Raw genomic sequence first — 22558 nt, forward strand, 5'->3', positions numbered from 1 at the left:
GCTATATCTGGTATGAACAAAATTTATGCAGGTATAAAAAAGACCTCTCGTAAAATGTTAACGACCATAGAACCGACGGATTGTTTGCGGTTAGAAGACAAGTTCCCATTGCGGCTGTGCTGTAACAAAGCAAAATATCCTGTAGTTTAGGGCTATGGTTTAACATTTTTATAGAGGAACTCAAATATGAGTAACACGTTTTGTGATAAACCTAATATCGGTAGATACAAGCGATACAAACTAAAAACCTTTTTAACGTCTTTTGCTATATCCTCTCTTTCTTGTGGCGTGTCAGCGTACGAAGGCGAGTTGCACGAACCCATTGTTCTTCCGCCGCCACCCGCGTTAGACATCACTGTAAAGCATATTAATCAAGGTGATTACACGGCCCCACACATTCCAGCGGTAAGAACTACCCGTGATGGTCGAATCGGGCTGTATATAAAGCGCCCCGGCGGCGGGAACTTGAGAAAGTTCGCAGTTTTGCGCCCAGAAGTCCTTGATAAACCCTTTGACACCTTACCTCCTGGTATTCCGTCATCATCATCTGGACAGCCCTTTGTTAGCGAAATTAAGATGAAGAACATCGGATTTAGTCATGGCGTCTCACACCACGTTGCACTATGTGAAGCTGACAATTCGGGGCCTGTTAATATCGATGGCAAAGATGTCTATAACGTGCATGTCATTAGTGCTAAGTATAGCCCGTGGGAAGATGTGCTGGTCACCCACAACTTAGTCAACGATGAATGGCAACCCGTCTACTTTCGTTATCCTATCGACGAGAATGGCAATCGTATTTATCGCACTGATCATAGCGGAGAACCACTTACTAGAGAGGTAGGCGGAGAAGCCGTGTACCGTCGTGATAATGAAGGGAATCTGATTTTAGTCAATAACCAACCTGTCCCAGTATACGAGCCTGGAACGGGCATGCAATTATACAGTAATGAAGTTGAAATCACTGTGAGCAACCCGAAGTCAGTGGAGGCTGAGATTGAACATATACAAGTGATCGGTGATGCAGTGATTAGTGATGCGGTATTACCCAACGTATCTCGCTTTCTAGAACCTATGATGACGAGCGACGGTCAGCTACTTGTGTATCGTGTTTCTGAAGGCGGACGAACTCCTTTATATCATTGGCAGAAAGAAAATGGAGATAGTGTGTATGGTCAATACGATACAGTATACAGCTATCTCCCTAATGCGTGTGATATTAAGAATGTGAAAAAGCCGTTTCCTGTTGCTCATGCGCCATTCGATAGCAATATTAATCAGAAATATGGCTTTGCTGCGCAGCAATTTAGAGATACAGAGGGTCACGTCATTGAAGATGGTGAAGAACTAAAAGGCACCTATCCTTGGATTGATAGAGAGGGTCGAAACCTTTTCTTTACTGCGATAAATAGCCGTTTGTATTTTACAACACGTATGCGTTCAAAAACGACTCATGAACGGCAATATCAAAATTTTTCACGTTATTTGATTAGGTGCGAAGACCAAACCGATCACTGCCAAGGCCCTGGCGATGACAACAGCGTGCAAGGCGTGGTGGCCATGGGCGCATGGACGCAAGGAAAAATGGTACTCTTAGATAGTAGCTTTGTTGACACTGATTATACAATTGGTGCGAATCAGGGATCACATAAAGAAATTCGTTTGTATAGGGATGGAGGTGCAGATATTTGGGAAAAAATTGGTGCTTCAAGAGACACCAATGCTGCCCATTTCCCTGAAAAAGGCGCCACAAACACGACATTTATTGATTCGCTAGAACATATCTTCAATTACAACCCATATATGTTCCCAGATACCCCCAACGATGTTGTTTGGCGTATGAGCACGGGGCGGGGCACAGGGGATGTTGCCTTTGATGATTACTTAAATAAACACAGTGTTATCGTTGCGAATATGAACGCGTCACTGACCCACAACACAGAGGAAGATTTTGGAGAATATGAAGCCACTGACAGGGCACAATACACGTCTGGTGATTGGGTGGTTGACGGTTATCCTGTCACTCACTTAATTAACACCGTAAACAGAGACCGTGGCTATAGCCGCATGCGACACAATGACGGGTTTTTGAATCCTCATATGTCCGCGAGAACAGGGCTCGGGTTCGGCTATCTTAAACCACGTATTCAAAATGCAGCCACGAATTCAGGAGTTCCAGCTTACGGGAAAACGTTTGGCAATATCCGAATTGAGCCAGTAGCAAAAGGCGGCATTGTGGGTAAGGGCTTATGGTTAGACGGGGAATCCGGCGTAACCTTTGAACTAAATGCGCCCTTGAACCAACAAGATGTGTACGTTGGTGTGTTTGTAGACCCAAGAGGACCACAACAGAATTCACAACTCATTGAATTTCCGAATGAAACGCAATTAATGCTGTCTGACGATCATTTGGTGCTTGCAGGCACTAGAATGGATTTTAAACAGAGTAACGACAACGGATTCGATTTTAGAGACATTGAGTGGCGTCACTTTGGCTTTCAATTTTACGCTCAGCCCGAACAACAAGGCTATCCTGTAGACGTGTTTATTAATGGGTTTCTCTTTAAACGCATCCATATTTCACAGCATCCGTTAACGTCAGGAAATATCGTTTTAGGCGCGCAGAATAACGGCGTGGCCGCGTGGGTTGATGAATTTAAAGTCATTGGACAGAAGCTTGACTATGAAAGCGCATGTAATCAAGCGCATGGCACTATGGTGAGCGTAAGTGCGTCTGAGAATAACAAAAAGTGGGTAGATTATAGCAAAAATTATCCCGACGAGAGCCATGTCAGGCTATCTGAGCAATTAGACAAGCAGAATCAATATGTTTATTCCAGATACGCATGTTTACACAATTATGAACGCAAAAATGGGCTGGCGCATGAGAAGCTTGCGTATCCTGATTTAGTCGCTCGTTCTGTCAGACAAGCGCTCCAATTCCCTGAAGGGCCATTGCTGTCAGACAAACCACGACCAGACTCTACGCAGAATGCGTTCTGCTTATCTTGTCATACTGATAGCCACGCCAATAGTGGTAATGTTATTGCCCGAACACTTTCAATACATGATGCACTGGGAGTTGATACGAGTATAAATGCGCCATTCGATGCGCGCAGACAACCGCTACAGCCAGAGAGTAAACTATTGGGTAGTATTAACAACCTTGATTGGGACGATTGCAATGCAAGTGAAATTATTCACGAGCATGGTCAGTTTTGGGTAGACTTCTGTCAATTATTAAGCAGTGAAGCGCTTGAGAAGGCGTCAGCTATCTCAGAAGATCAGCTGTATAGAGTTATCCATGCAACTAGCAAAGAAGCGATAAACATTCCCAATTGGCGTAGTTCTGGTCAGCAGGGACAACTTGTCACTCTTACAGATATCAATAGTTGTACAGACTTTGATTGTTCGTTTAGGTTTAAACGTGTAAACGACAATACGTTTGCCATTATTACCTCTGATAACCCTGAGGCTGCTGACAATGGTGGCCGTGGAGCACTGGGTGTTCTTGAGTTTAGATTCAACGATATAAGTATTGAGGATGATGTCAGTGGTTTCAGACTTCGACATAATCTCAGGTTACTTAGTAACTGCCCAAATCATGCATGCGAGTTTACGTTGTCGCCATTACAGGATAAGCCGAATCAGTTTAGATTGCGCTTTCAAGATGGGTTTGCATTAGCCAAGGCCAGTGATAATAACGGCTTACAGATTGTGCGAGAATCTGACTGCCAAAACCAAGCCTGTGACTTTATTGCTGAATCAAGATAAGTAAGTAATAAATTCAACGATGTAAATCGTAAGAGGCTAAATTACCGTTTAGGTCTCTAATTTACGACAAGTTCCCGTAACCTACTGTTTTATAGTGCTATATAGCTACGTTTTTCATTTGTTTTAAACTTGCCGCAAATCGACTCCTGCTATCAGGGTTAAATTCATAAATACCCATAAAATTAATGTGCGCCCACGAAATGACTGAACCAGTAGAAATTGATTCAATAACTTCAGCGCGTTCATCTTGTTTGTCGAGCGACACGCAGTAGTCCGATAAAAACAGGTAGTTCCATAATATGATGATGTTGCGTAGCAACGTGTTGCTCGCCATAACCAGCTGTATTTCATCTTGCAGGCCTACTTGAAGCTTTCCATTCCTACCGAACATTACCTTGTCCGCCAATTTCTGCCCAAGCTCGACTCTATTCAGCTGCTTTTGTATATTCTGTCTAAGCTCTTCATCATCAATGTAATTCAAGATAAAGTGGGTTTTCAGTAGCCTTCCAAATTCCTTAAATGCTTTGTACAAAGCATTGTCACGTTCGCTACTGGACAACATTTTCAGCATTTGCGATGCGCTACAACGTTTTAACTTCATTGATGTCATAAGTCGTAAAATGTCGTCCCAATTTTCCAATATTAGTTTTTTATTGATTTGTGTTTTGGGCGCCAATGGAGAATCAAAACTCTTCTGGGTGGTTTTGGAATCATAGGCATAAAGCGTTTGTCTATGGACGTTCTTTATTCGAGGTGCAAACGCAACATCCATAAAGTGCAAACCAGCAAACACCGCCTCTGTATAACCATGAGTATCAGTACTGTGATAATGCTCTTCAATATCGTCATGATCTAGAGTGTGTTTTGACGAAACCAATCCTTCCAGCACATAAGGCGCCTCCCGGTCGGACGACGTTAACACGTTGACATGAAAAAATGATTGTTTTTCATCAAGGAAGCTATTAACACTGATTCCTTGCTCTTTACCGTAATATTTGTAGGAGTAGTTTGCTAACAAAGAGTTGACATTCACCACGACTTTTTTGCCGTCGCTGCTGGAATGCAATCGGCCATTGTTTTCATTAAATATTGTAGGGAGAGATAACGATTGGATCAGCTTAACCAAACAATCGTTCGCTCTTTGTAAATTTGACGTGGAAACCCATGTGTTTTCTGTGTCTTTTAGCGCTTTTTCAGAAAATAATTTACTCGCTCTAGCAAGTTCAGTATGCCCTAAATTAGTTCCCAAACTTAATATGGTCGCAAACAACAATCGTATATCGACTTTGGAATTGCCGGCTCTTGGCATTCTATTTCTAAAGCAGCTAGAAAACTCCGCATGGCGATCTATCTCAAACATCACATCTTGTATCGTAATTGAGCGCGTTGGCCCCAACAACGTCGGAATGTACTTGGCTATCGAAAACTCTGGATCTGGATAGCTAATACGCCAAGTACCATCGTCTTTAACGCTAAAATGCGGGTTTTCTTTTTGTTTTATTGAAAGAGAAACCTCTTTGAATTTTTCTGTCACACATTGACCAATGCTCTCCAGAATCGCTTTACCATCAACAAATTTATCTAGTGAAGCTGCTGCGAGTAATCGTGCTTTGTGATTTTTCCACTCTTGTGGACTGATCATGTAACTTGGCGTACTTCTATAACGATATGAGTAATTAAGGGTCAATGACTTGTCTTTTAAGCCTTTAGCTAATGCCATAAACAAATAGACGCGATATTTACTGACCGGATTAATGTCATCATCTGTCGTTAAGTGTTCCAATTCTATTTTAGATAAAAATGAAGTCGGGGCGTCTTCATTTATACTTTTTGGCTGCGAGCGATAAAAATTGATAGCTTCGATTAGAGCTTGGTTTTGGCTATGCTTATCAAAGCTCATAGCGCTGATCATCGGCCCTAACATACGCTGGAGTTTGATACTGTTTATGAATAACGAACGGTAGAAATCTGCTTGAGAGGCTTGTGTTGTTATGCTTTTACCCACCCGTTCTATGTGTTTTTCAAAGTCGGGGTTTTCAGCATTGAAAAAGGCGCTGATTAATTGATGAGCACGCTCATTACGCTCTTCATAAGATAAACTATGGTCTTTTGTAATCGAAAAGACCAGCTCTAACACCCGTTTGGCATCTTTTGCGCTATTAAGCACGGTCCTATTTGCCTCTAATGTGCTGACGCGTTGGTCATCTCTTGTTTTACGTTCATCGCCTCTAGCTTTATTCGTAAACTGTTTGACTACTTTTATAATGGCATCAGCAGCAAAGTCATGACGTTTGTGCATTTGGTCGTATACAAAAGACAGGTAGTAAAGCGATTGCTTATTGTCGTTTTTAAGTCGTCTGATTTCATCATTATTGCCAAGATAGATAGCATCAGAAAAGTGCTTAATGGCCTCATCTGTCAATGCTATTTTTTTGTAAACCGCTGACAATGTAAAAAAGTAGTCGCTATACATTTGCAAGATCTCGGCATTCTGATTAAGGCTACGCTGCCCGAGCCCTTGGTCTATTCTTTTAAGCTCCCTGATACTGTAGAGATGAGAGTGTTGAGTAAAAAATACCAACAATGCACGTTTCTTCTTATCTGATAATGAAGTGTCGACAAGGGAGAGCATCCGCTTTTCGTAAGTCTGAAAGGCGGTTGAAATGAGATCAACAAATTGATTGTAGGAGGGGATCTCAACACGTCGCATCCAACAAAAGGAAACGAGTGAAAATAGAATATCCTCTTTATTCATACGAATCGCCACTAAGCTATCTGCATGCATCGCGAGTAGCAACGATGTATCTGAGGTGTAAGGTTGCCAATTATACTGAGCTAATATCTGTTTTTTATGCCGAGAGGCCATTTCTGGCGAATAGGTCGACATATCGATATTCTTTTTGATAGACAGGACTTTGCATGCGCGTCTGACATCAGCTTCAATAAAACGGCTTTTCTCAAAGAATCGCCCCTTTGCTTGAAAATATGCTTTAGAGACCAAGTATCCGACTTTTGCCACATCAGATTGCATTTTATTCAGTACTTTTTTGGTTTCAATGTCGATCGTAAAATAGCCAATGGTTGCTTCTTTCGTTAACTTTGGTACGCTTTCAAAGGCTCGTTTTCGAGCTGAAGAAAGCACCTTCATCTTAGCCATTTTCGATTCCTTTTAGTTATTAACGACCTCTGTTTAATTACCATAATTTGATTTTTATACAGTGTACACTGCATAAAACAAACCATTACGTTATTAAAAATCTATTAATTAGACGCTTATCGACTAACAATGGGTTGAAATATATGCTCTGTACATTACAGTAAATGCATGGATTTACTGCATAACACAAAATTTATGTCACCCACACACGAACTCTACACGCCGTTGATTAACGCGTTTAATCATTTCAATAAAACGCTATTTGGCGGTGATTTACCGCCAGTGATTTTTACCTTACAGAGAAAGAAAAATGTGATGGGCTTTTTCGCTGCTAAACGCTGGGGAAATGTGAGAGGGGAACTCTGTAGTGAAATCAGTATCAATCCGTCCTATTTTGCAAACTGCCGGCTCATCGAAATTTTTCAGACGCTCGTACACGAAATGGTTCATGCTTGGCAGTATCATTTTGGCCATCCGAGTGAGGGCCATTATCACAACAGGGAGTGGGCACAAAAGATGATGGATATTGGCTTGATGCCGTCTGATACGGGTGAGCCCGGGGGCGCCATTGTCGGCAGAAATATGAGTGACTTCATCATGAAACAAGGCTTGTTTATGAAAGCGGCTGAGGCATTACTTAAAGACGAAACCTTCACTTTGCAATGGGTTGATCGGTTGGCCTTACCCAAACTGTATGAGCCAGTCATTGTTGACAACCCTGCGCTAGGTGCAAATAGGCAGGTAGAGCAATGCGCTCACCATCCCGATTTGTTGTCTGCTGACGTTATCCCTATTACCGATAGTGCCCAATTGACGTCTGAGCCTACGCAAGATGCTGCATTTTCTTCTATGCCTGAATCGTTTTTTCTTCCAGAGGTCGCTAAACGTCAAACAAGGTCTAAGCATGTGTGCCCAGGGTGTGATACCAAAATATACGGCAAGTCTTCACTTAACGTGATTTGTGGCGATTGCGAATTACCCTTTATTCGTGAAGGTTAGAGAGTGCTTCAACGTTCAAGTGCATTCAAAATACCGCAATCTTTGATGGTTTTATTGTCTGAGCATTTTGCGGACATTGATTGAAGTATATTTTTTAGCTGGCTCAACTCATATATTTTTTCATCAACACTTTCAATGTGTTTATCAATAAGCTGATTTACACTCGCGCAACTTTGTTTTGGTTCTGCCTTTTGAGCAAGTAATAGCTCGATTTCTTTCATCGAAATATCCAGTGCGCGACACTGTTTAATAAAGGTAAGTTTGTCCGCGGCGGCTTTGTTATAAAGCCTATAATTTCCCTCAGTCCGTGACGGTTTATCCAGCAAACCTTTGCGTTCATAAAACCTGATTGTTTGAATACTGCACCCTGTTTGCTTAGCTAACTCACCAATTTGCATAATTTCACCTAAGTTCTTGACCCTATACGAAGTATAGACATTATAGTTTTACTCAGTCTAGATAACACGCTCTATCAGGAGACGAAAAATGAAAACACTTTTGTTGTGGACTGGCGTTATCACGTTGGCTGTCTCACTATCTCATGGCTTTATTACTGACCAAAGTATCGTGCACAGCCTATTACTGCATCCCCTGATCATACTATTGAGCTTTGTATTCATCGCTATTGGTTTAGGCGAGTGGGATTTCAATAAAACAACTAAACAGTGATGCACTTGACTCTATACCTGGTATAGGCTTTACGATGCCAACATTGGAACTATTTTTTGGAGATGCACATGAGTGGTTGTGGTTGCGAAGTCACCATTAATGATGAGTCACAAAAGCGTGTACTCGTTTGGCTCTTGGGCATCAATGCCTTTATGTTTGTCATTGAGTTGAGCGTCGGATTGCTCGCAGACTCAACAGCATTGATTGCCGATTCAATGGATATGCTTGCAGATGCGATTGTATATGGCATTGGACTCTATGCAATAGGCAAGTCCATTATTCATAAAGCCAATGCAGCGAAGGTGAGTGGCTATTTTCAATTGGTTTTAGGATTGCTCATTCTCATTGATATTGTAAGGCGCAGCATTTATGGCAGTGAGCCCGTCTCATTTTTAATGATGTCGATGGGCGGCGTGGCACTCATTGCCAATGTGATATGCCTTGTCATCATTCGCAATCATAAAAACGATGAAGTGCACATGCGAGCCAGTTGGATATTTTCAGCCAACGACGTCATCGCTAATTTAGGCGTAATCTGCGCCGGTATACTTGTTATGTTAACCGATACCCGTTGGCCGGATATTGCGGTTGGTTTTATTGTGGCCTGTGTGGTGCTTAGAGGCGCCAAAATGATACTAGCTGACGCTAATAATGAAATTCGAGAGGCGCAAACTAAATGAAAACGAATAAACGCTTTAGAAGAAAAATTACACCTTTCATAAATGAAAAATTAGCTTCAGCAGAGCGTGCCCGCTTGCAAGGCGACTTTGAAACAGAATTCAAGTATCTGGAGGATGCGCATGTGTTAGGTCAACAATCGACGTATTTTCACACCTTGGGGCATTGGCGAATGTTTGTATTCGGGTGGCGGCGGCGCTCAATTAAAGAAATGTTAGGGCAAATTTTGCGCATGGTAGGCGCATTAACTAAAACTTTTTTCGGTCTTTTACCAGCGGGTAACACCGGCGGTAGTAATGTCAGTGCATTTAAACCCATGCCTATATCAAAAGAGAACCAAGCGATTTTGGATAAAGCCAATAATGCATAATCATTCACACCATCACCATGACGGTGATGAAGAGGCCGCCTCAAAACGGATTGGTTGGGCATTTTTTCTCAATGTGATGTTCACCATCATCGAATTCATCGGAGGCTGGCTAACCAATAGTACGGCGATTATGGCAGATGCTGTCCATGATTTGGGGGATAGCTTGTCAATCGGCACCGCTTGGGCGCTAAATAAGCTAAGCCGAAAAGAAGCCAATCAAACCTTTTCCTATGGGTACCGCCGCTTTTCTTTATTTGGGGCGCTTATCAATGGCTTAGTGTTGACTGTGGGATCAGTCTGGATCCTGTTTGAAGCCATACCTCGTTTGTCAGCGCCTGAAATGCCGCAAGTAGAAGGGATGTTATTGTTAGCCATCTTTGGTGTTGTGGTAAACGGTTTCGCTGCTTTTAAACTTAGTAAAGGTGATAGTCTCAACGAGCGTGTACTTAACTGGCACTTGTTAGAAGACGTGCTGGGCTGGGTGGCTGTATTGATCGTTTCCATCGTGCTGGTGTTTGTTGATTGGCCTATTCTGGACCCACTGCTTTCAATCGGTTTCACCTTGTTTATTCTGTTTAATGTTGTTAGAAATCTGAAAGCGACCCTTTTATTGTTTTTACAAGCCACTCCCGATGACGCGCAGTTAGTTGAGATACGACAACGATTTACAGGGCATGATTCGGTTAGTGAAGTGCATCACCTCCATGTTTGGTCCCTCGATGGTGAACAACATGTGTTGACTGTTCATATCGTGCTGGTTGAAGGCATTGAGCTAAAAAATATCAAAAGTCTTAAGACCGACTTTTCCAACGTGTTGAGCGATTATGGTTTTGCGCATACCACTATAGAGTTTGAATTTGCGGATGAAAGATGCCGTGACGAAGTGATATAAGCGATGTATGATTAGAATTATGAAAACTATGACTCAGAAGCTGCACTGCGGCACTAAGCATCATATCAATGTGTGGACCACGCACCTTGGCTATGCGTTGGTTGCATTGTTGATTTGTCAGTCATTTTTATCAATGGGCAAAGCACTTGATTCACACGATGTCGCCTCGTTAAGTCATAACGTTGAGCACCAACACGAACATACACATACTGAGCACACACACTTACACCAGGCTGAAACGGTTGCCAGTGATAAAGGGGATAACACACATAATCCTGCCGATTGTCATCATTGCGGTCACTGCCACGGCTCTCATGTGCAATGGCTGAGTCAAAGCGTGACTTCCGATGTTATCGAATTTAGCCAATTACACACTTTTCATTATCTAAGCAAAGTGCTCAACGCGCTGCCAGAAAGACTGCTACGCCCACCTAAAATTTAATCCTTCATTTTTAATTTAGTCCGACGAAACCGCATCCGTTACGTCACTCAATGAAATTAATCTTGTTAGGATTTTTATGTATTTATTTAACTTGGGATATGCCCAACGAGCCCGAATGCCTGGGCACAATAAGCGTGTGCTTTTCGCCCTGACGATTGGCTTACTCTACTCGATAACAGTTTTGGCTGAAGAGAGCAAAATAACCAGTATTACTTTAGAAGATGCCGTCAAGCGCACATTGGCCTATAGCCCGCAAATAGCATCATTTGATTTTAAGACACTAGCGCTTGACGGTGAGGCTCAATCTGCTGCACTTAATCCCGCGTATACATTGGGGGTTGAGTTGGAGAATGTGCTTGGGACCGGCGAGGTCTCAGGGATTAAAGAAGCGGAGGCAACACTAACACTTTCATCTGTTATTGAGCTTGGCGATAAAGTGAATGCACGATTAGCTATTGTTGATGCGAAACGAAGCTTAGTCGAAGCTGAGAAGCGAGCGGCAAGCTTGGATATTTTAGGAGAGGTCAATCGCCGTTACATCAATGCCCTTGCCGAGCAGGCTAATCTTGCTCTGGCACAACAAGGCCTCGAATTGGCGAAATATGCGTATCAAGCCGTAAAACAACGAGTAGAGGCAGGCGCAACTGCTGAGTTTGAACTACATCGTGCAGAATCTTCATTATCCCAAGCCCGCATGGATGTGTTACTGGTTGAAAAACGGGTAATTCAAGCTAACACTCACCTATCGATGATGTGGGGAGATATGTCACCGCCATTCGTGAATGTTACAGGGGATTTTTTTAGTACACCAGACACTCAAACACGAGAAAACCTCTTACGAGTCCTGGAATCGAGTCCGTTTTTAGATATCTACGCCACGCAATCCCGTACTGCGGAAACCAATTTACGCTTGATTCAGGCCAACAATCAATTTGATGTTTCCTGGAGCGCGGGTATCCGTCGCATGCAAGGTATTGATGAGACCACTTTGGTTGCAGGTATCAGCGTGCCTTTATTTCAAAAAAGTAGAAATCAAGGCCAGTACATTGCCCAAAAAGCCCAGCTTGACGCGATTGAGCAAGAGCGTCTAGCGGCCCGCCAGAGCCTATTCAGTCAAGTTAACATGCTTTTTTACGGGCGAGACCAAGCCGTACTCGAACTGCAAACCCTTAGGCAGCATATTATTCCGCCGCTTGAAAAGGCTTTAGAGCAAGTGAAGCAAGCCTATGAAGACGGGCGTTTCAGCTATTTAGAATGGATGACCATCCAACAAGAATTACTGAATAAACGTTATGCCTTAATTCAAGCAGCGAGTCGTGTACATCTAAGAAATGCCGACATTGAATCACTGACGGGACACTCTGTTCAGAGTCCCGCGTCATCCACGTTTTCCCAATAAGCATGAGAAAGGCCATGACAATGAAATCAATATTATCAATGAAATTTTTAATGGTTCTATTTTTATGCTTCGCACTGCTAGCTATAGACGCCTTAGAACCCGTGTGGGCTTCACAGCAACACAGTCAAAGCGAAGAGTCCGAACATGATCACGATAGCTCTCAACATGAGCACAAGACTGAAGAGGAGAGTGTGATTGCAATGTCTGAAGCGATGGTGCAAGCGAATGGGATCATTACACGCCAAGCTGAGGGCGGAATACTCCGTCAAACAACCAAGCTTTACGGCAGACTTGTTACCGACCCAGCTTCATTAAGTCATGTACGAGCGCGCTTTGATGGCATGATCATAGAAGCCAATGCCAATATCGGTATGCGCGTTAAAAAAGGTAGCGTGCTGGCGACGATTGAATCCAATGAAAGCTTAAAGCGCTACACCATTGCCGCCCCCTTTGATGGCGAAGTGATTGCCAGACACGCAAATGCGGGAGAGCTTTCTAATGGACAAGTGCTTTTTTCCATTGCGAATTACGAACGCGTATGGGCAGAGCTTGCGCTTTTCCCCAGTCAAATCGACACCATAAAGACAGGGCAAGATGTTACGCTTTTTTATGCTGACGCAACACAGCAATCTAGTATAAGTCATATCACGGCAACTGCCGAAAATGTGACGCACTCTGCGGTGTTTGTTTCTGTCAATAATGCTAACGCGCGGTGGCCTGTTGGCACGTTAGTGGAAGGACTTGTTACGACGTCGGAGTTTGATGTTGACCTTCTTATTCCTCGCTCAGCATTGCAACGTTTTGAAAATGAAACGGTGGTGTTTGTCAGGGAGGGAGGTGAATTTCATGCAGAACCTGTTGAAGTTGGGCGTATGGATGAGGTCAACGTGGAAATCCTCGGTGGTATATCGCATGGAGATTTAATCGTCGTTGAAAACAGCTTTCTACTGAAAGCCGATTTGCAAAAATCGGAGGCTGGTCATGATCATTAAACAAGTAAATCTGATTCCGCTATTTGGCAATATGCAGTTTGTTCATTGGGAGTATTGCTTATGATTAATTCAATACTCAAGCTGTCGATAGAGCGGCGAGGGATAATGATGCTCTTCGCCCTTTTTGTCGCGGCACTAGGGATTTATAGTTATCAAAAACTGCCCATTGATGCTGTACCCGATATTACTAATGTACAAGTTCAAATTAATACGCAAGCACCGGGTTATTCGCCTCTGGAAACCGAACAGCGGATCACCTTTGTTGTAGAAACCGCATTGGCCGGGATCCCCAATTTAGCCTACACCCGGTCTTTATCGCGTTATGGCTTGTCGCAAGTGACCGTTGTATTTGAGGAGGGGACTGACTTGTATTTTGCGCGCACGCTTATCAATGAGCGTTTGGGCGTTATAAAAAGTCAGTTGCCGCAAGGGGTAGAGCCGGAAATGGGCCCCATTGCAACGGGGCTAGGTGAGATTTACATGTATACCTTGCGTGCCGAGCAAGGTACTGTCCAAAAAGATGGTCTACCTTATGATGCGATGGTACTGCGTGAGCTTCATGATTGGGTAGTAAAACCACAGTTAGCATTGGTAAGTGGTGTTACGGAAGTCAATGCCATCGGCGGCTACACCAAGCAGTATCACATTAACCCTAACCCTCAAAGGTTACTCCAGTTCGGCGTGTCGATGCAGCAACTCATTGAGGCGGTTGAGCGAAACAACGCCAATCAAGGCGCAGGTTTTATCGAACGCAATGGCCAAGAAATATTAGTTCGTTCACAGGGACAGGTGGCTAATATTGGTGATATCGAACAGGTAGTGGTGTCTGCGCCTGATACCGTGCCAGTAAAAATAAAAGACATCGCGAGCGTTGTTATTGGAAAAGAGCTTCGAACGGGTGCTGCCACTCGGGAAGGTAAAGAAACCGTAATTGGCACTGCAATGATGCTTGTAGGTGAGAACTCACGTGAAGTCGCCATTGCGGTGGGCAAAAAGCTTGAGCAAATCCAAACCAGTCTTCCAGAAGGCGTGTTGCTCGAAACCGTCTACGACCGCACAACGCTTGTCGATGAAGCTATTGCGACGGTGCAAAAAAATCTAGTTGAAGGGGCACTACTTGTAATTGTAGTGCTATTTGTTTTGCTGGGGAATATAAGAGCGGCGCTTATCACAGCCGCTGTTATTCCACTTGCAATGCTCGCCACTATCACCGGAATGGTACAAAGCGGCGTGTCGGCGAATTTGATGAGCTTGGGCGCGCTGGATTTTGGACTCATTGTGGATGGCGCCGTGATAATCGTTGAAAACTGTATAAGACGACTGTCCGAAGCACAAAAGGGCAGGACGGATATTTTATCACTTCAGACGAGGCTGAGATTGGTGTATGAGGCTACCAATGAAGTTATACGCCCGAGTCTGTTTGGCGTGCTTATTATTACCATTGTGTATGTACCTCTCTTCACGCTTACCGGCGTAGAAGGCAAAATGTTCCATCCGATGGCGGCTACAGTGATCATGGCTTTATTAGCTGCAATGGTGTTTTGCTTTACCTTGGTACCTGCGGCGGTTGCATTATTTATGAAAGGCAAGATCAGTGAAAAAGAAAGTCCTATTATCGTTGGCGCTAAAAACGTGTACCGCCCAATTTTACACTTTGCGCTTAAAATGCGTTGGGGGGTGGTGATTATAGCAGGCGCTTTGGTGACGACATCGCTATGGATTGGCACGAAGCTCGGTACTGAATTTATCCCTCAGCTCAATGAGGGCGATATTGCACTTCACGCGATGCGCATACCTGGAACAGGCATCGAACAGGCCATAAGTATGCAAAAGTTGCTTGAAGACACTGTTATGGAATTTAAAGAAATCAAAACAGTATTTTCAAAAACTGGCACTGCGGAGGTTGCAACCGATGCAATGCCGCCTAATGTGACAGACGGATTTGTGATCCTGAAACCGCAGAGTGAATGGCCCGATCCGACCATGTCAAAACAGGCTTTGGTCGAAAAGTTAGAAGCGCGCTTGCAAACTTTACCGGGCAACAATTACGAGTTTACTCAGCCCATTCAAATGCGTTTTAACGAGCTTATCAGTGGGGTGAGGGCAGACTTGGGTATCAAATTGTTCGGCGATGATTTGGATACACTGTATTCCTCTGCAAGCGACATTTTACAAGTCATCAATCGCATTGATGGCGTTGCTGATGCGCGAATCGAGCAAGTTGATGATGTGCCTATTTTTACTGTCGACCCCAAACCTATTCAACTCGCGCGATATGGGTTAGATACCGCTGATTTACAACAGTGGTTGAATGCAACAATTGGAGGTCAGTCCGTTGGTTTACTATATGAAGGCGATAGACGTTTCGAAATAGCCATCCGTTATAGTGAAGACATTCGAAATAATTTAGACAGTCTAAAAGATATCCCTTTAATAACACCCTCGGGCGATTTTGTACCTTTAAGAGAAGTAGCAACGCTGCAATACGTTGATGCACCCAGTCAAATTAGTCGGGAAAATGGCAAACGACGCATCGTTGTAACCGCAAACGTTCGTGAGCGTGATTTAGGATCGTTCGTTGTTGAGGCGAAAGATGCGATTGCGCAGCAGGTGTCACTGCCTAGTGGATACTGGTTGGAATATGGCGGTACGTTTGAGCAACTAGAAAGTGCTAGCCAGCGATTAATGATTGTCGTACCAGCCACGCTTTTTGTGATAATCACTTTGCTGGTCATCGCATTTGGTTCTTTAAAAGATGCACTCATTATTTTTACAGGTGTACCGCTTGCGTTAACGGGAGGCGTATTGTCGCTATGGCTTCGGGATATGCCACTGTCGATATCAGCTGCGGTAGGCTTTATCGCATTATCTGGCATAGCAGTATTAAATGGATTGGTAATGTTGTCTTTTATCAAGCAACGCTTGGCAGAGACAGGAGATCTCTTATTCAGTATAACCGACGGAGCGTTGACTCGATTAAGACCGGTACTAATGACCGCATTGGTGGCCAGCCTTGGCTTTGTACCAATGGCTTTCAATGTTGGTATAGGCGCAGAAGTACAAAGACCATTGGCAACAGTAGTGATAGGAGGGATCATGTCATCCACTATGTTGACCTTGCTCATTCTACCTGTTTTGGTTCGGCTGATTTATGGCTTAGGTATGGTTAAACGAGTGGAGTAATTCAAAACGACCGCGACATAATTGAAAGAAGAACTCAAACTCTTATGTCTAATACGGTTCAGTATTAGACATAAGGGATTAGGCGTATTATAGTAGGCGACATTAAAGAATTACGTAATCATTGCCGTGGCTGCGAAAAAACCAACGCCTTTGTTTCCTACCTATATCGAACTGACCGAGCATGAGTCAGCAGACCATCCACAATTAACAAAGTTTCTTGAACAGTCACCTGCATGGGTAATGCAACATTGGAGTTGGGCCAAAGACTACTTACTATATATTGGCCGAAACAAATCACAGCATACCTATACACGTTTCAGAAACGATATCGAAAAGTTTCTACTGTGGGTGTTTTTAGTCGACAAACAACCGGTTGATGATTTACGCAAAGCTGACATTTTACGCTATATCGACTTTTGCGTGGCGCCACCGGTTAATTGGATCAGCACCCAATTGCATGACCGGTTTTCTATAGAGAATGGATACTTTGCTTCAAACCCTAAGTGGACACCATTCAGACAAACACCCCCGAAGTACGACAAAGAACGTGTGCTTGATCCCAAAAAATACAAGCCATCTCTACAAACGCTTGAGTCAACCTTTGTGGCATTGAACTCTTTTTTTCGACATTTAATCGACGAAGAAATCTGCTTTGGTAATCCCATACCTTTAGCAAAACGTGACTGTAAGCATCTAATAAAAGATAGCCAGGTAAAGACAATTAGCCGTTTGACCGAGCAACAATGGCAGTACTTGTTAGATACAGCAGTGGAATTGGCTGAAAACGATCCATTGCTTGAGCGCAATTTATTTATTGTAGCGACAATGAAAACGTTGTTTTTAAGGCTTTCTGAGTTGTCAGAGCGTCAGGATTGGACACCCATGATGAGTCACTTTTGGACAGATGAGGATAATAACTGGTGGTTTAAGGCTTATGGCAAAGGAAAAAAGATCCGAGATATTACTGTGCCATCAGGGTATCTGCCTTTCCTTAAACGTTACCGAGAATGGCGAGGTCTTTCATCTTTACCATCTAAAGGTGAACAAACTATCTTGGTTGAAAAAATACGTGGTCGAGGTGGCTTAACCAGTAGGCAGATTTCTAGACTCATTCAGCAGGTATTTGATGCAGCATTTGACAAAATGAAGTCAGAACATGGTCTTGATGCAGCGCAGAAATTGAATGAAGCCACGACACATTATCTCAGACACACTGGGGCTAGTATGGAAATTGAGAGAGACCGCCCATTGAAAGATTTATCAGAAGACTTAGGGCATTCAAGCAGTGCTACAACTGACACGGTATATGTGCAGGTAGAACGTAGAAAGAGAGCGTCGACTGGTAAAAACCGAAAAGTTGAGTAGTCGGCGTGTAAAAATTAGCGATTGAATATTGTTAAAAAACATACACATAAAACGGATGCATCGTAAATCAGTGACCTAAACGGTAATTTAGCCAAGTAAAGATATTAAATGGGGCTATCTCCTGCATTCAATAGGCTACAATTATTCCGATAAATCTGATTATCGGAATAATTGAATTAGGTTCAATTTAAGCTTATTATACTGCCCAATGTGTCTAATTATTTGAATTTACAACATTATGGACAATCCACCAGTAAAGCCGATTTTCGACAATATCGATTATTTAGAAAACCCATTTCATCACCATGACTTTTCATTACCTGTTTATTTTCGTCAATATGGGTTTCTCACAGATTACGAATTTGCCTGGAAGTTTATTTACAGCTACAACGGCAGTTCTGCCACATACAATGTGTACCGGCGTGAAGTTGAACGTTTAATCCAATGGTCTTGGATGATCTCTGGCAAATCGGTGTTAGAACTTAAACGCGAAGACATTGAAGACTACGTTAACTTCTGCATCTCTCCGCCAGATGACTGGATTGGCATAAAGAATGTGGCTAGATTTAAAAACAAAAATGGAACACGCGAAATCAACCCAGATTGGCGGCCCTTTGTTGCCAGTATATCTAAGGTTGAAGCTGGTAAAGGAAAAAAGCCGAAAACATCCGATTTCACGATGTCACAGGCATCCATACGATCTATTTTTTCGGTGTTGTCTTCGTTTTATAACTTTCTTATTCAGGAAAATATTTCTGAAGTGAATCCGGTGCTGTTAATTCGCCAAAAAAGCAAATTCTTGGTTAAAAAGCAGCAGAAAGCGCCAGTTCGCCGTATCAGCAATTTACAATGGGATTACGTGGTCGAAACGGTAGAAAAAATGGCCGATGAAGAGCCCGAGACTCATGAGCGTACATTATTTATACTAAAATGCTTATTGGGAATGTATTTACGGATCTCTGAATTGGTGGCAGATGAGCGATCCATTCCCGTAATGGGTGATTTTCGCCGAGACAATGACAAAAACTGGTGGTTTCACGTTATCGGTAAAGGCAATAAAAGCCGCAGCGTGACAGTGTCGGATGAAATGCTCGATGCGCTAAAGCGTTACAGAGGGTATTTAGACCTGTCTCCCCTGCCCTTAGCGGGAGAAAGAACACCTCTAGTAACAAAGCTATTAGGTAAAGGTCCCGTTACCAGTACCCGCCAAATAAGAACGTTGCTGCAATTATGCTATGATAAAACCTATCAAAAAATGATGGAAGATGGGCTGTCTGACGACGCAGAAGAGCTCAGGGTTGCCACCGTTCACTGGCTGCGCCACACCGCTATTTCTGAGGATGTAAAGATCCGCCCAAGAGAGCATGTGAGAGACGACGCAGGCCACGGCTCAATGGAAACTACCGACAGATATATCGAAAGTGATGCCAGAGAGAGGCATGCCACGGGCAGAAAGAAAAAGCTGAGCGAGTTGTAGTTTTATTGCTGGCGTTCTTCCTAGTAAGGTGAATATGCGGTCATATACTCAAAGCGAGAATCAATACCGCAAACTCTTTTCAGTAAATGGGGTGTCAGGCGCTCTGCCTAATATACCTTTTAGCACGTCGTTCATGGTATCGGGATCGTTATCAAAACCGCCGTGGGTGGTGCTGGCTGTGCGCTCGCCTGTGATCCCATTGCTGTAAATAAATTTTAGTGAGCTAAGTGGTGGGATGAGCGCGTTATATTTTTGCATGCCAAGCAGAGGAGACGGTTTGTTTTCTTCAAACGCACGTGAAACCAAATAAAGAAGCGATTTTTGATACACCTTTGCCACGTTGTCATCTAATTCGAGCTTGTCGCTTAGGTTGTAGATGTGACAACGCTTAATGAATCCGTTTTCTATGAGCGGTTTAAGCGTTTCATTAAAAAAGCTATTGGTTGCCGCGGGTGCCAGTAAATGGCAGCTCTGAACTTGTATTTCTTTATTGAGTTTGTGAGCTTGTACGAGACTATTTGCATGCAAAATCGCCCCCGTGGAATGGCCGATAATATGCAGTTTGTGAGGCTTACTCATGGCCAATAATTGTTGTTGTAATGTATGTAAAAACCACGCGCCATCAGCGCTTTTAGTGCTAAACGGGCTGGCGGCACCTTGTTTCATTTCTCGCCACAGTGCCCTACCCACGCTGGCGGTCAGAAACTCTAGGCGGTTATCTAACCAATCTGAAAAGCCCGCAGACTTTGCCGCTGCACGCTCAAATTTACCCAATAACACATCTTTAATCTCTTCACATAAACCGGTGTCGTACATAAAGTGTATCGGGTAGATTCCGTTTGCGAGAAATGTCGATTTCATGGCCGCTATGCGCTGCGCTGAATCACGGGTGCTGTTAAGGCCTCCGTGTGCATAAAGCACGACATGCTTAATATTGTCTTCATTGGCCATAGACTCAATCACCAGTTTTGCATGCTGTTTGTTTGACCAATATTTGCCCGTATCACTGAATTTGCCGTCATCGAGGTGGATAAAGTGCTCCTGAATGGCTTGCCTAGGCGTTGTTTTACTAACGGGCACATGATCACTACGATATTCGGAGGCCACCAGTTGCGTGTTAAATATTTGTGGCGTAGGTAAGGCCAGCTGAATCACCCATGCGTCCATATGGTTTTTTGCCCAATCTTCGTATAGCCAAATGGCAAGGCCACCTTTGCCCCAGCCATTTTCTCCCCACGAGTTTTGCACCCAAAACCCGAGTTCGTTATAGCCAACGATGGCAAAAGCGTGACCACCTTGTAGGTCATGTTGAAAGGGAATGATGTGCTCGCCTTGGTGGTCTTGTGTTTCAAACCAGCCAGAATGAACACGGGCTGAGGCATAAATTACGCCCGCTTCGTTTAGTGCAGAATGAAAATCACTGATGACGGGGCGTAATCGAAAATAGGCTCCCAATGTTCGCTTTTTGGCGTCTGCGGCAATGTCAGAGGTAATAGCAAAGTTGGTTGCCGACTGGCGATGTTTTGTAAATTCACTTAAGCAAACTCCTGTATTTTTCCAGCCTTTGATCGCCCCGCGGCAACTCGAACCATCGTAATCTTCGCCAGCCCACTCATCGTATCTGCGCGCCATGGCATACAGCATCCACGGACTTACTTGGATATCGTTATTTTGAAATCGATACAAAAGATTAATGGTTGCAGCTAACCCAAACCCTGTGCATGCTCCTTCTGTTCCCTGATTCAAAATATCAAGATTGCCAGGTGGATGCATCACTGGCTTTAGCGGCGCAAGGCTTGGTTCATACAATCGATCGCGCAGGTCGGGTGAGTCAGCTACCACATTTAGTGTGGATGGATTTACGGTGGTCATCATATTCCCCTTTGCGGCGTATGCGAAGCGCCGCGTACTAATCAGGGAACATGTTTATGTTAAGCGTTTAATGGGTTGAATAAACATCGCGTCCCTGCTCATTTGTATAGGTGTAGTGGGAAATATTCACTGCGTCAATATTATTCAGTAGGTTCTGGACGACAGATTTGATCACCATAGTAGTTATTTGTGTAGTTGCAACGTAGACTCTGCGTGTGTTGGGGTTTAGATTGTGTAAAGCGCTTTGATAACATTAAGACAACGTGTTTCATGTAAATTCCTCATTAGTGATTAACGAGAGTGATTGTGCTCGGTACGAGTTAATCAGTAAAATGAAAAATATCGCTCATGTTATTCGATAAAATCTATTAAAAGTAGTCACACTTAAAGCAGCGTCAATCTCGCTTAAACATCTTTTTCAGTCTGGGATAGATGAGGTATTTTTGAATAGGATTGTCGTTCCCCCAAGGACGCCATGTTTTGACTAAGCGGTTTTTATAGGCGTCGAAATGCAGGCCCCACGGCGCTGCAATAACGTCTCCACGTTTTAGAATGAGTTTTAGTACGTTCGATACAAGTACCCCTGCGGCGAGAGAAACTCCCATCGGCGTAGACGGCACATCTTTATTTTTGAAGTTTACTGAGTCATTCACCTTTAAATACTCAACCTGCATCATCGAAGGGGAAACCCCCATAATAAAGTGAATGATCTGATCTTCGTGGGATAACCCGTCAATGCGAAAATATTCCTCAAAACTCATCTGTCCGGGCATAAATATCAGCATGGAGGTGCCCATTCCCATTGGTGCGGCAGTTATACATGGAATACCTTTGTCGTAGCATGCCGCAAAGACCTTTCGACGAATATCAATCGCAAAAATATCCAAGCTATCAATGTACACGTCAACGCCATCAAGAAAGTCATCAATGTTAGAAACCTGTATGCCCTCTTCCCAATTGTTGATGGTAGCAGTGGGGTTAATGCCTTTGATAATGTTTTCTACAACCGCTGACTTATCTTTCCCGATGGTACTCATAGACGCACCGGCTTGCCGATTAAAGTTAGAGAGGTCGAAGGTATCAAGATCTGCGATATGAAAATGCCCGATGCCAAGCCGAGAACACACGATGGCATGATCGCCGCCCACACCGCCCAACCCGCCTATCGCGACTTTGGCATTACGTAAACGCTCTTGCTCTTGTGTGGTGACCCAGCCGATATTGCGAGAAAATGCCCTTGAATAGTCGAACATAATAATTCACTAATGTTGAAATTGTTTACCTAGAAT

At 43.5% G+C, this 22558-nt stretch carries 16 protein-coding genes; 12 read left to right on the plus strand and 4 right to left on the minus strand.

What is annotated here, in order from left to right:
* Nucleotides 1-186: 186 nt before the first annotated feature.
* Complete coding sequence (locus tag OE749_RS05685; RefSeq protein ID WP_263711384.1) at nt 187-3774, plus strand: hypothetical protein; 3588 nt, start codon at nt 187-189, stop codon at nt 3772-3774.
* A 97-nt stretch (nt 3775-3871) separates the two neighbouring features.
* Here the strand turns inward: OE749_RS05685 and OE749_RS05690 are convergent, their stop codons facing one another.
* Complete coding sequence (locus tag OE749_RS05690; protein ID WP_263711385.1) at nt 3872-6931, minus strand: Tn3 family transposase; 3060 nt, start codon at nt 6929-6931, stop codon at nt 3872-3874.
* Nucleotides 6932-7126: 195 nt separating this feature from the next.
* Here OE749_RS05690 and OE749_RS05695 point away from each other — a divergent pair, with 195 nt between their 5' ends.
* Nucleotides 7127-7930: a SprT-like domain-containing protein gene (locus OE749_RS05695; RefSeq protein WP_263711386.1), complete on the plus strand. Its 804-nt coding sequence runs from the start codon at nt 7127-7129 to the stop codon at nt 7928-7930.
* Nucleotides 7931-7938: 8 nt separating this feature from the next.
* Here OE749_RS05695 and cadR read toward each other — a convergent pair whose 3' ends face one another.
* On the minus strand, nt 7939-8328 hold the full coding sequence (cadR, locus tag OE749_RS05700) for a Cd(II)/Pb(II)-responsive transcriptional regulator (RefSeq protein ID WP_263711387.1): 390 nt from the start codon (nt 8326-8328) through the stop codon (nt 7939-7941).
* An 88-nt stretch (nt 8329-8416) separates the two neighbouring features.
* On the opposite strand from cadR, the gene OE749_RS05705 reads away from it, so the two are divergent.
* The 10 genes from OE749_RS05705 to OE749_RS05750 all read left to right on the plus strand — a co-directional run bounded on the left by OE749_RS05705 (nt 8417) and on the right by OE749_RS05750 (nt 19397).
* The gene (locus OE749_RS05705) at nt 8417-8599 is read left to right on the plus strand and encodes a hypothetical protein (RefSeq protein ID WP_263711388.1); all 183 of its coding nucleotides are present in this window, start codon (nt 8417-8419) and stop codon (nt 8597-8599) included.
* A 68-nt stretch (nt 8600-8667) separates the two neighbouring features.
* Complete coding sequence (locus OE749_RS05710; RefSeq protein WP_263711389.1) at nt 8668-9279, plus strand: cation transporter; 612 nt, start codon at nt 8668-8670, stop codon at nt 9277-9279.
* Nucleotides 9276-9647, plus strand: coding sequence for a DUF3703 domain-containing protein (locus tag OE749_RS05715; protein ID WP_263711390.1), 372 nt, complete (start codon nt 9276-9278; stop codon nt 9645-9647). Before OE749_RS05710 ends, OE749_RS05715 begins: the two co-directional genes overlap by 4 nt.
* Nucleotides 9640-10539, plus strand: coding sequence for a cation diffusion facilitator family transporter (locus OE749_RS05720; protein WP_263711391.1), 900 nt, complete (start codon nt 9640-9642; stop codon nt 10537-10539). The genes OE749_RS05715 and OE749_RS05720 overlap by 8 nt, the downstream gene beginning before the upstream one ends.
* A 19-nt stretch (nt 10540-10558) precedes the next feature.
* Nucleotides 10559-10981 carry a hypothetical protein gene (locus OE749_RS05725; RefSeq protein ID WP_263711392.1) on the plus strand — a complete coding sequence of 141 codons (423 nt, stop codon included), beginning with the start codon at nt 10559-10561 and terminating at the stop codon, nt 10979-10981.
* Nucleotides 10982-11057: 76 nt separating this feature from the next.
* Nucleotides 11058-12380, plus strand: coding sequence for a TolC family protein (locus tag OE749_RS05730; RefSeq protein ID WP_263711393.1), 1323 nt, complete (start codon nt 11058-11060; stop codon nt 12378-12380).
* Between the two features lie 20 nt (nt 12381-12400).
* Complete coding sequence (locus OE749_RS05735) at nt 12401-13372, plus strand: efflux RND transporter periplasmic adaptor subunit (RefSeq protein WP_263711394.1); 972 nt, start codon at nt 12401-12403, stop codon at nt 13370-13372.
* A 60-nt stretch (nt 13373-13432) separates the two neighbouring features.
* Nucleotides 13433-16555, plus strand: coding sequence for an efflux RND transporter permease subunit (locus OE749_RS05740; RefSeq protein ID WP_263711395.1), 3123 nt, complete (start codon nt 13433-13435; stop codon nt 16553-16555).
* Nucleotides 16556-16681: 126 nt separating this feature from the next.
* Entirely contained in the window at nt 16682-17920 is a 1239-nt protein-coding gene (locus OE749_RS05745; RefSeq protein ID WP_263711396.1) for a tyrosine-type recombinase/integrase, read from the plus strand.
* Nucleotides 17921-18158: 238 nt separating this feature from the next.
* A complete protein-coding gene (locus OE749_RS05750) occupies nt 18159-19397 on the plus strand; it encodes a tyrosine-type recombinase/integrase (protein WP_263711397.1) in 1239 nt (412 codons plus the stop codon).
* A gap of 60 nt (nt 19398-19457) precedes the next feature.
* On the opposite strand, the gene OE749_RS05755 is transcribed toward OE749_RS05750, so the two are convergent.
* Both OE749_RS05755 and OE749_RS05760 read right to left on the minus strand, forming a co-directional pair.
* Complete coding sequence (locus OE749_RS05755) at nt 19458-21272, minus strand: C1 family peptidase (protein WP_263711398.1); 1815 nt, start codon at nt 21270-21272, stop codon at nt 19458-19460.
* Between the two features lie 392 nt (nt 21273-21664).
* Nucleotides 21665-22522 carry a ThiF family adenylyltransferase gene (locus tag OE749_RS05760; protein ID WP_263711399.1) on the minus strand — a complete coding sequence of 286 codons (858 nt, stop codon included), beginning with the start codon at nt 22520-22522 and terminating at the stop codon, nt 21665-21667.
* Nucleotides 22523-22558: the final 36 nt, after the last annotated feature.

The sequence above is a fragment of the Fluctibacter corallii genome (assembly GCF_025751585.1).
Classification (GTDB): Bacteria; Pseudomonadota; Gammaproteobacteria; order Enterobacterales; family Alteromonadaceae; genus Fluctibacter_A; species Fluctibacter_A corallii.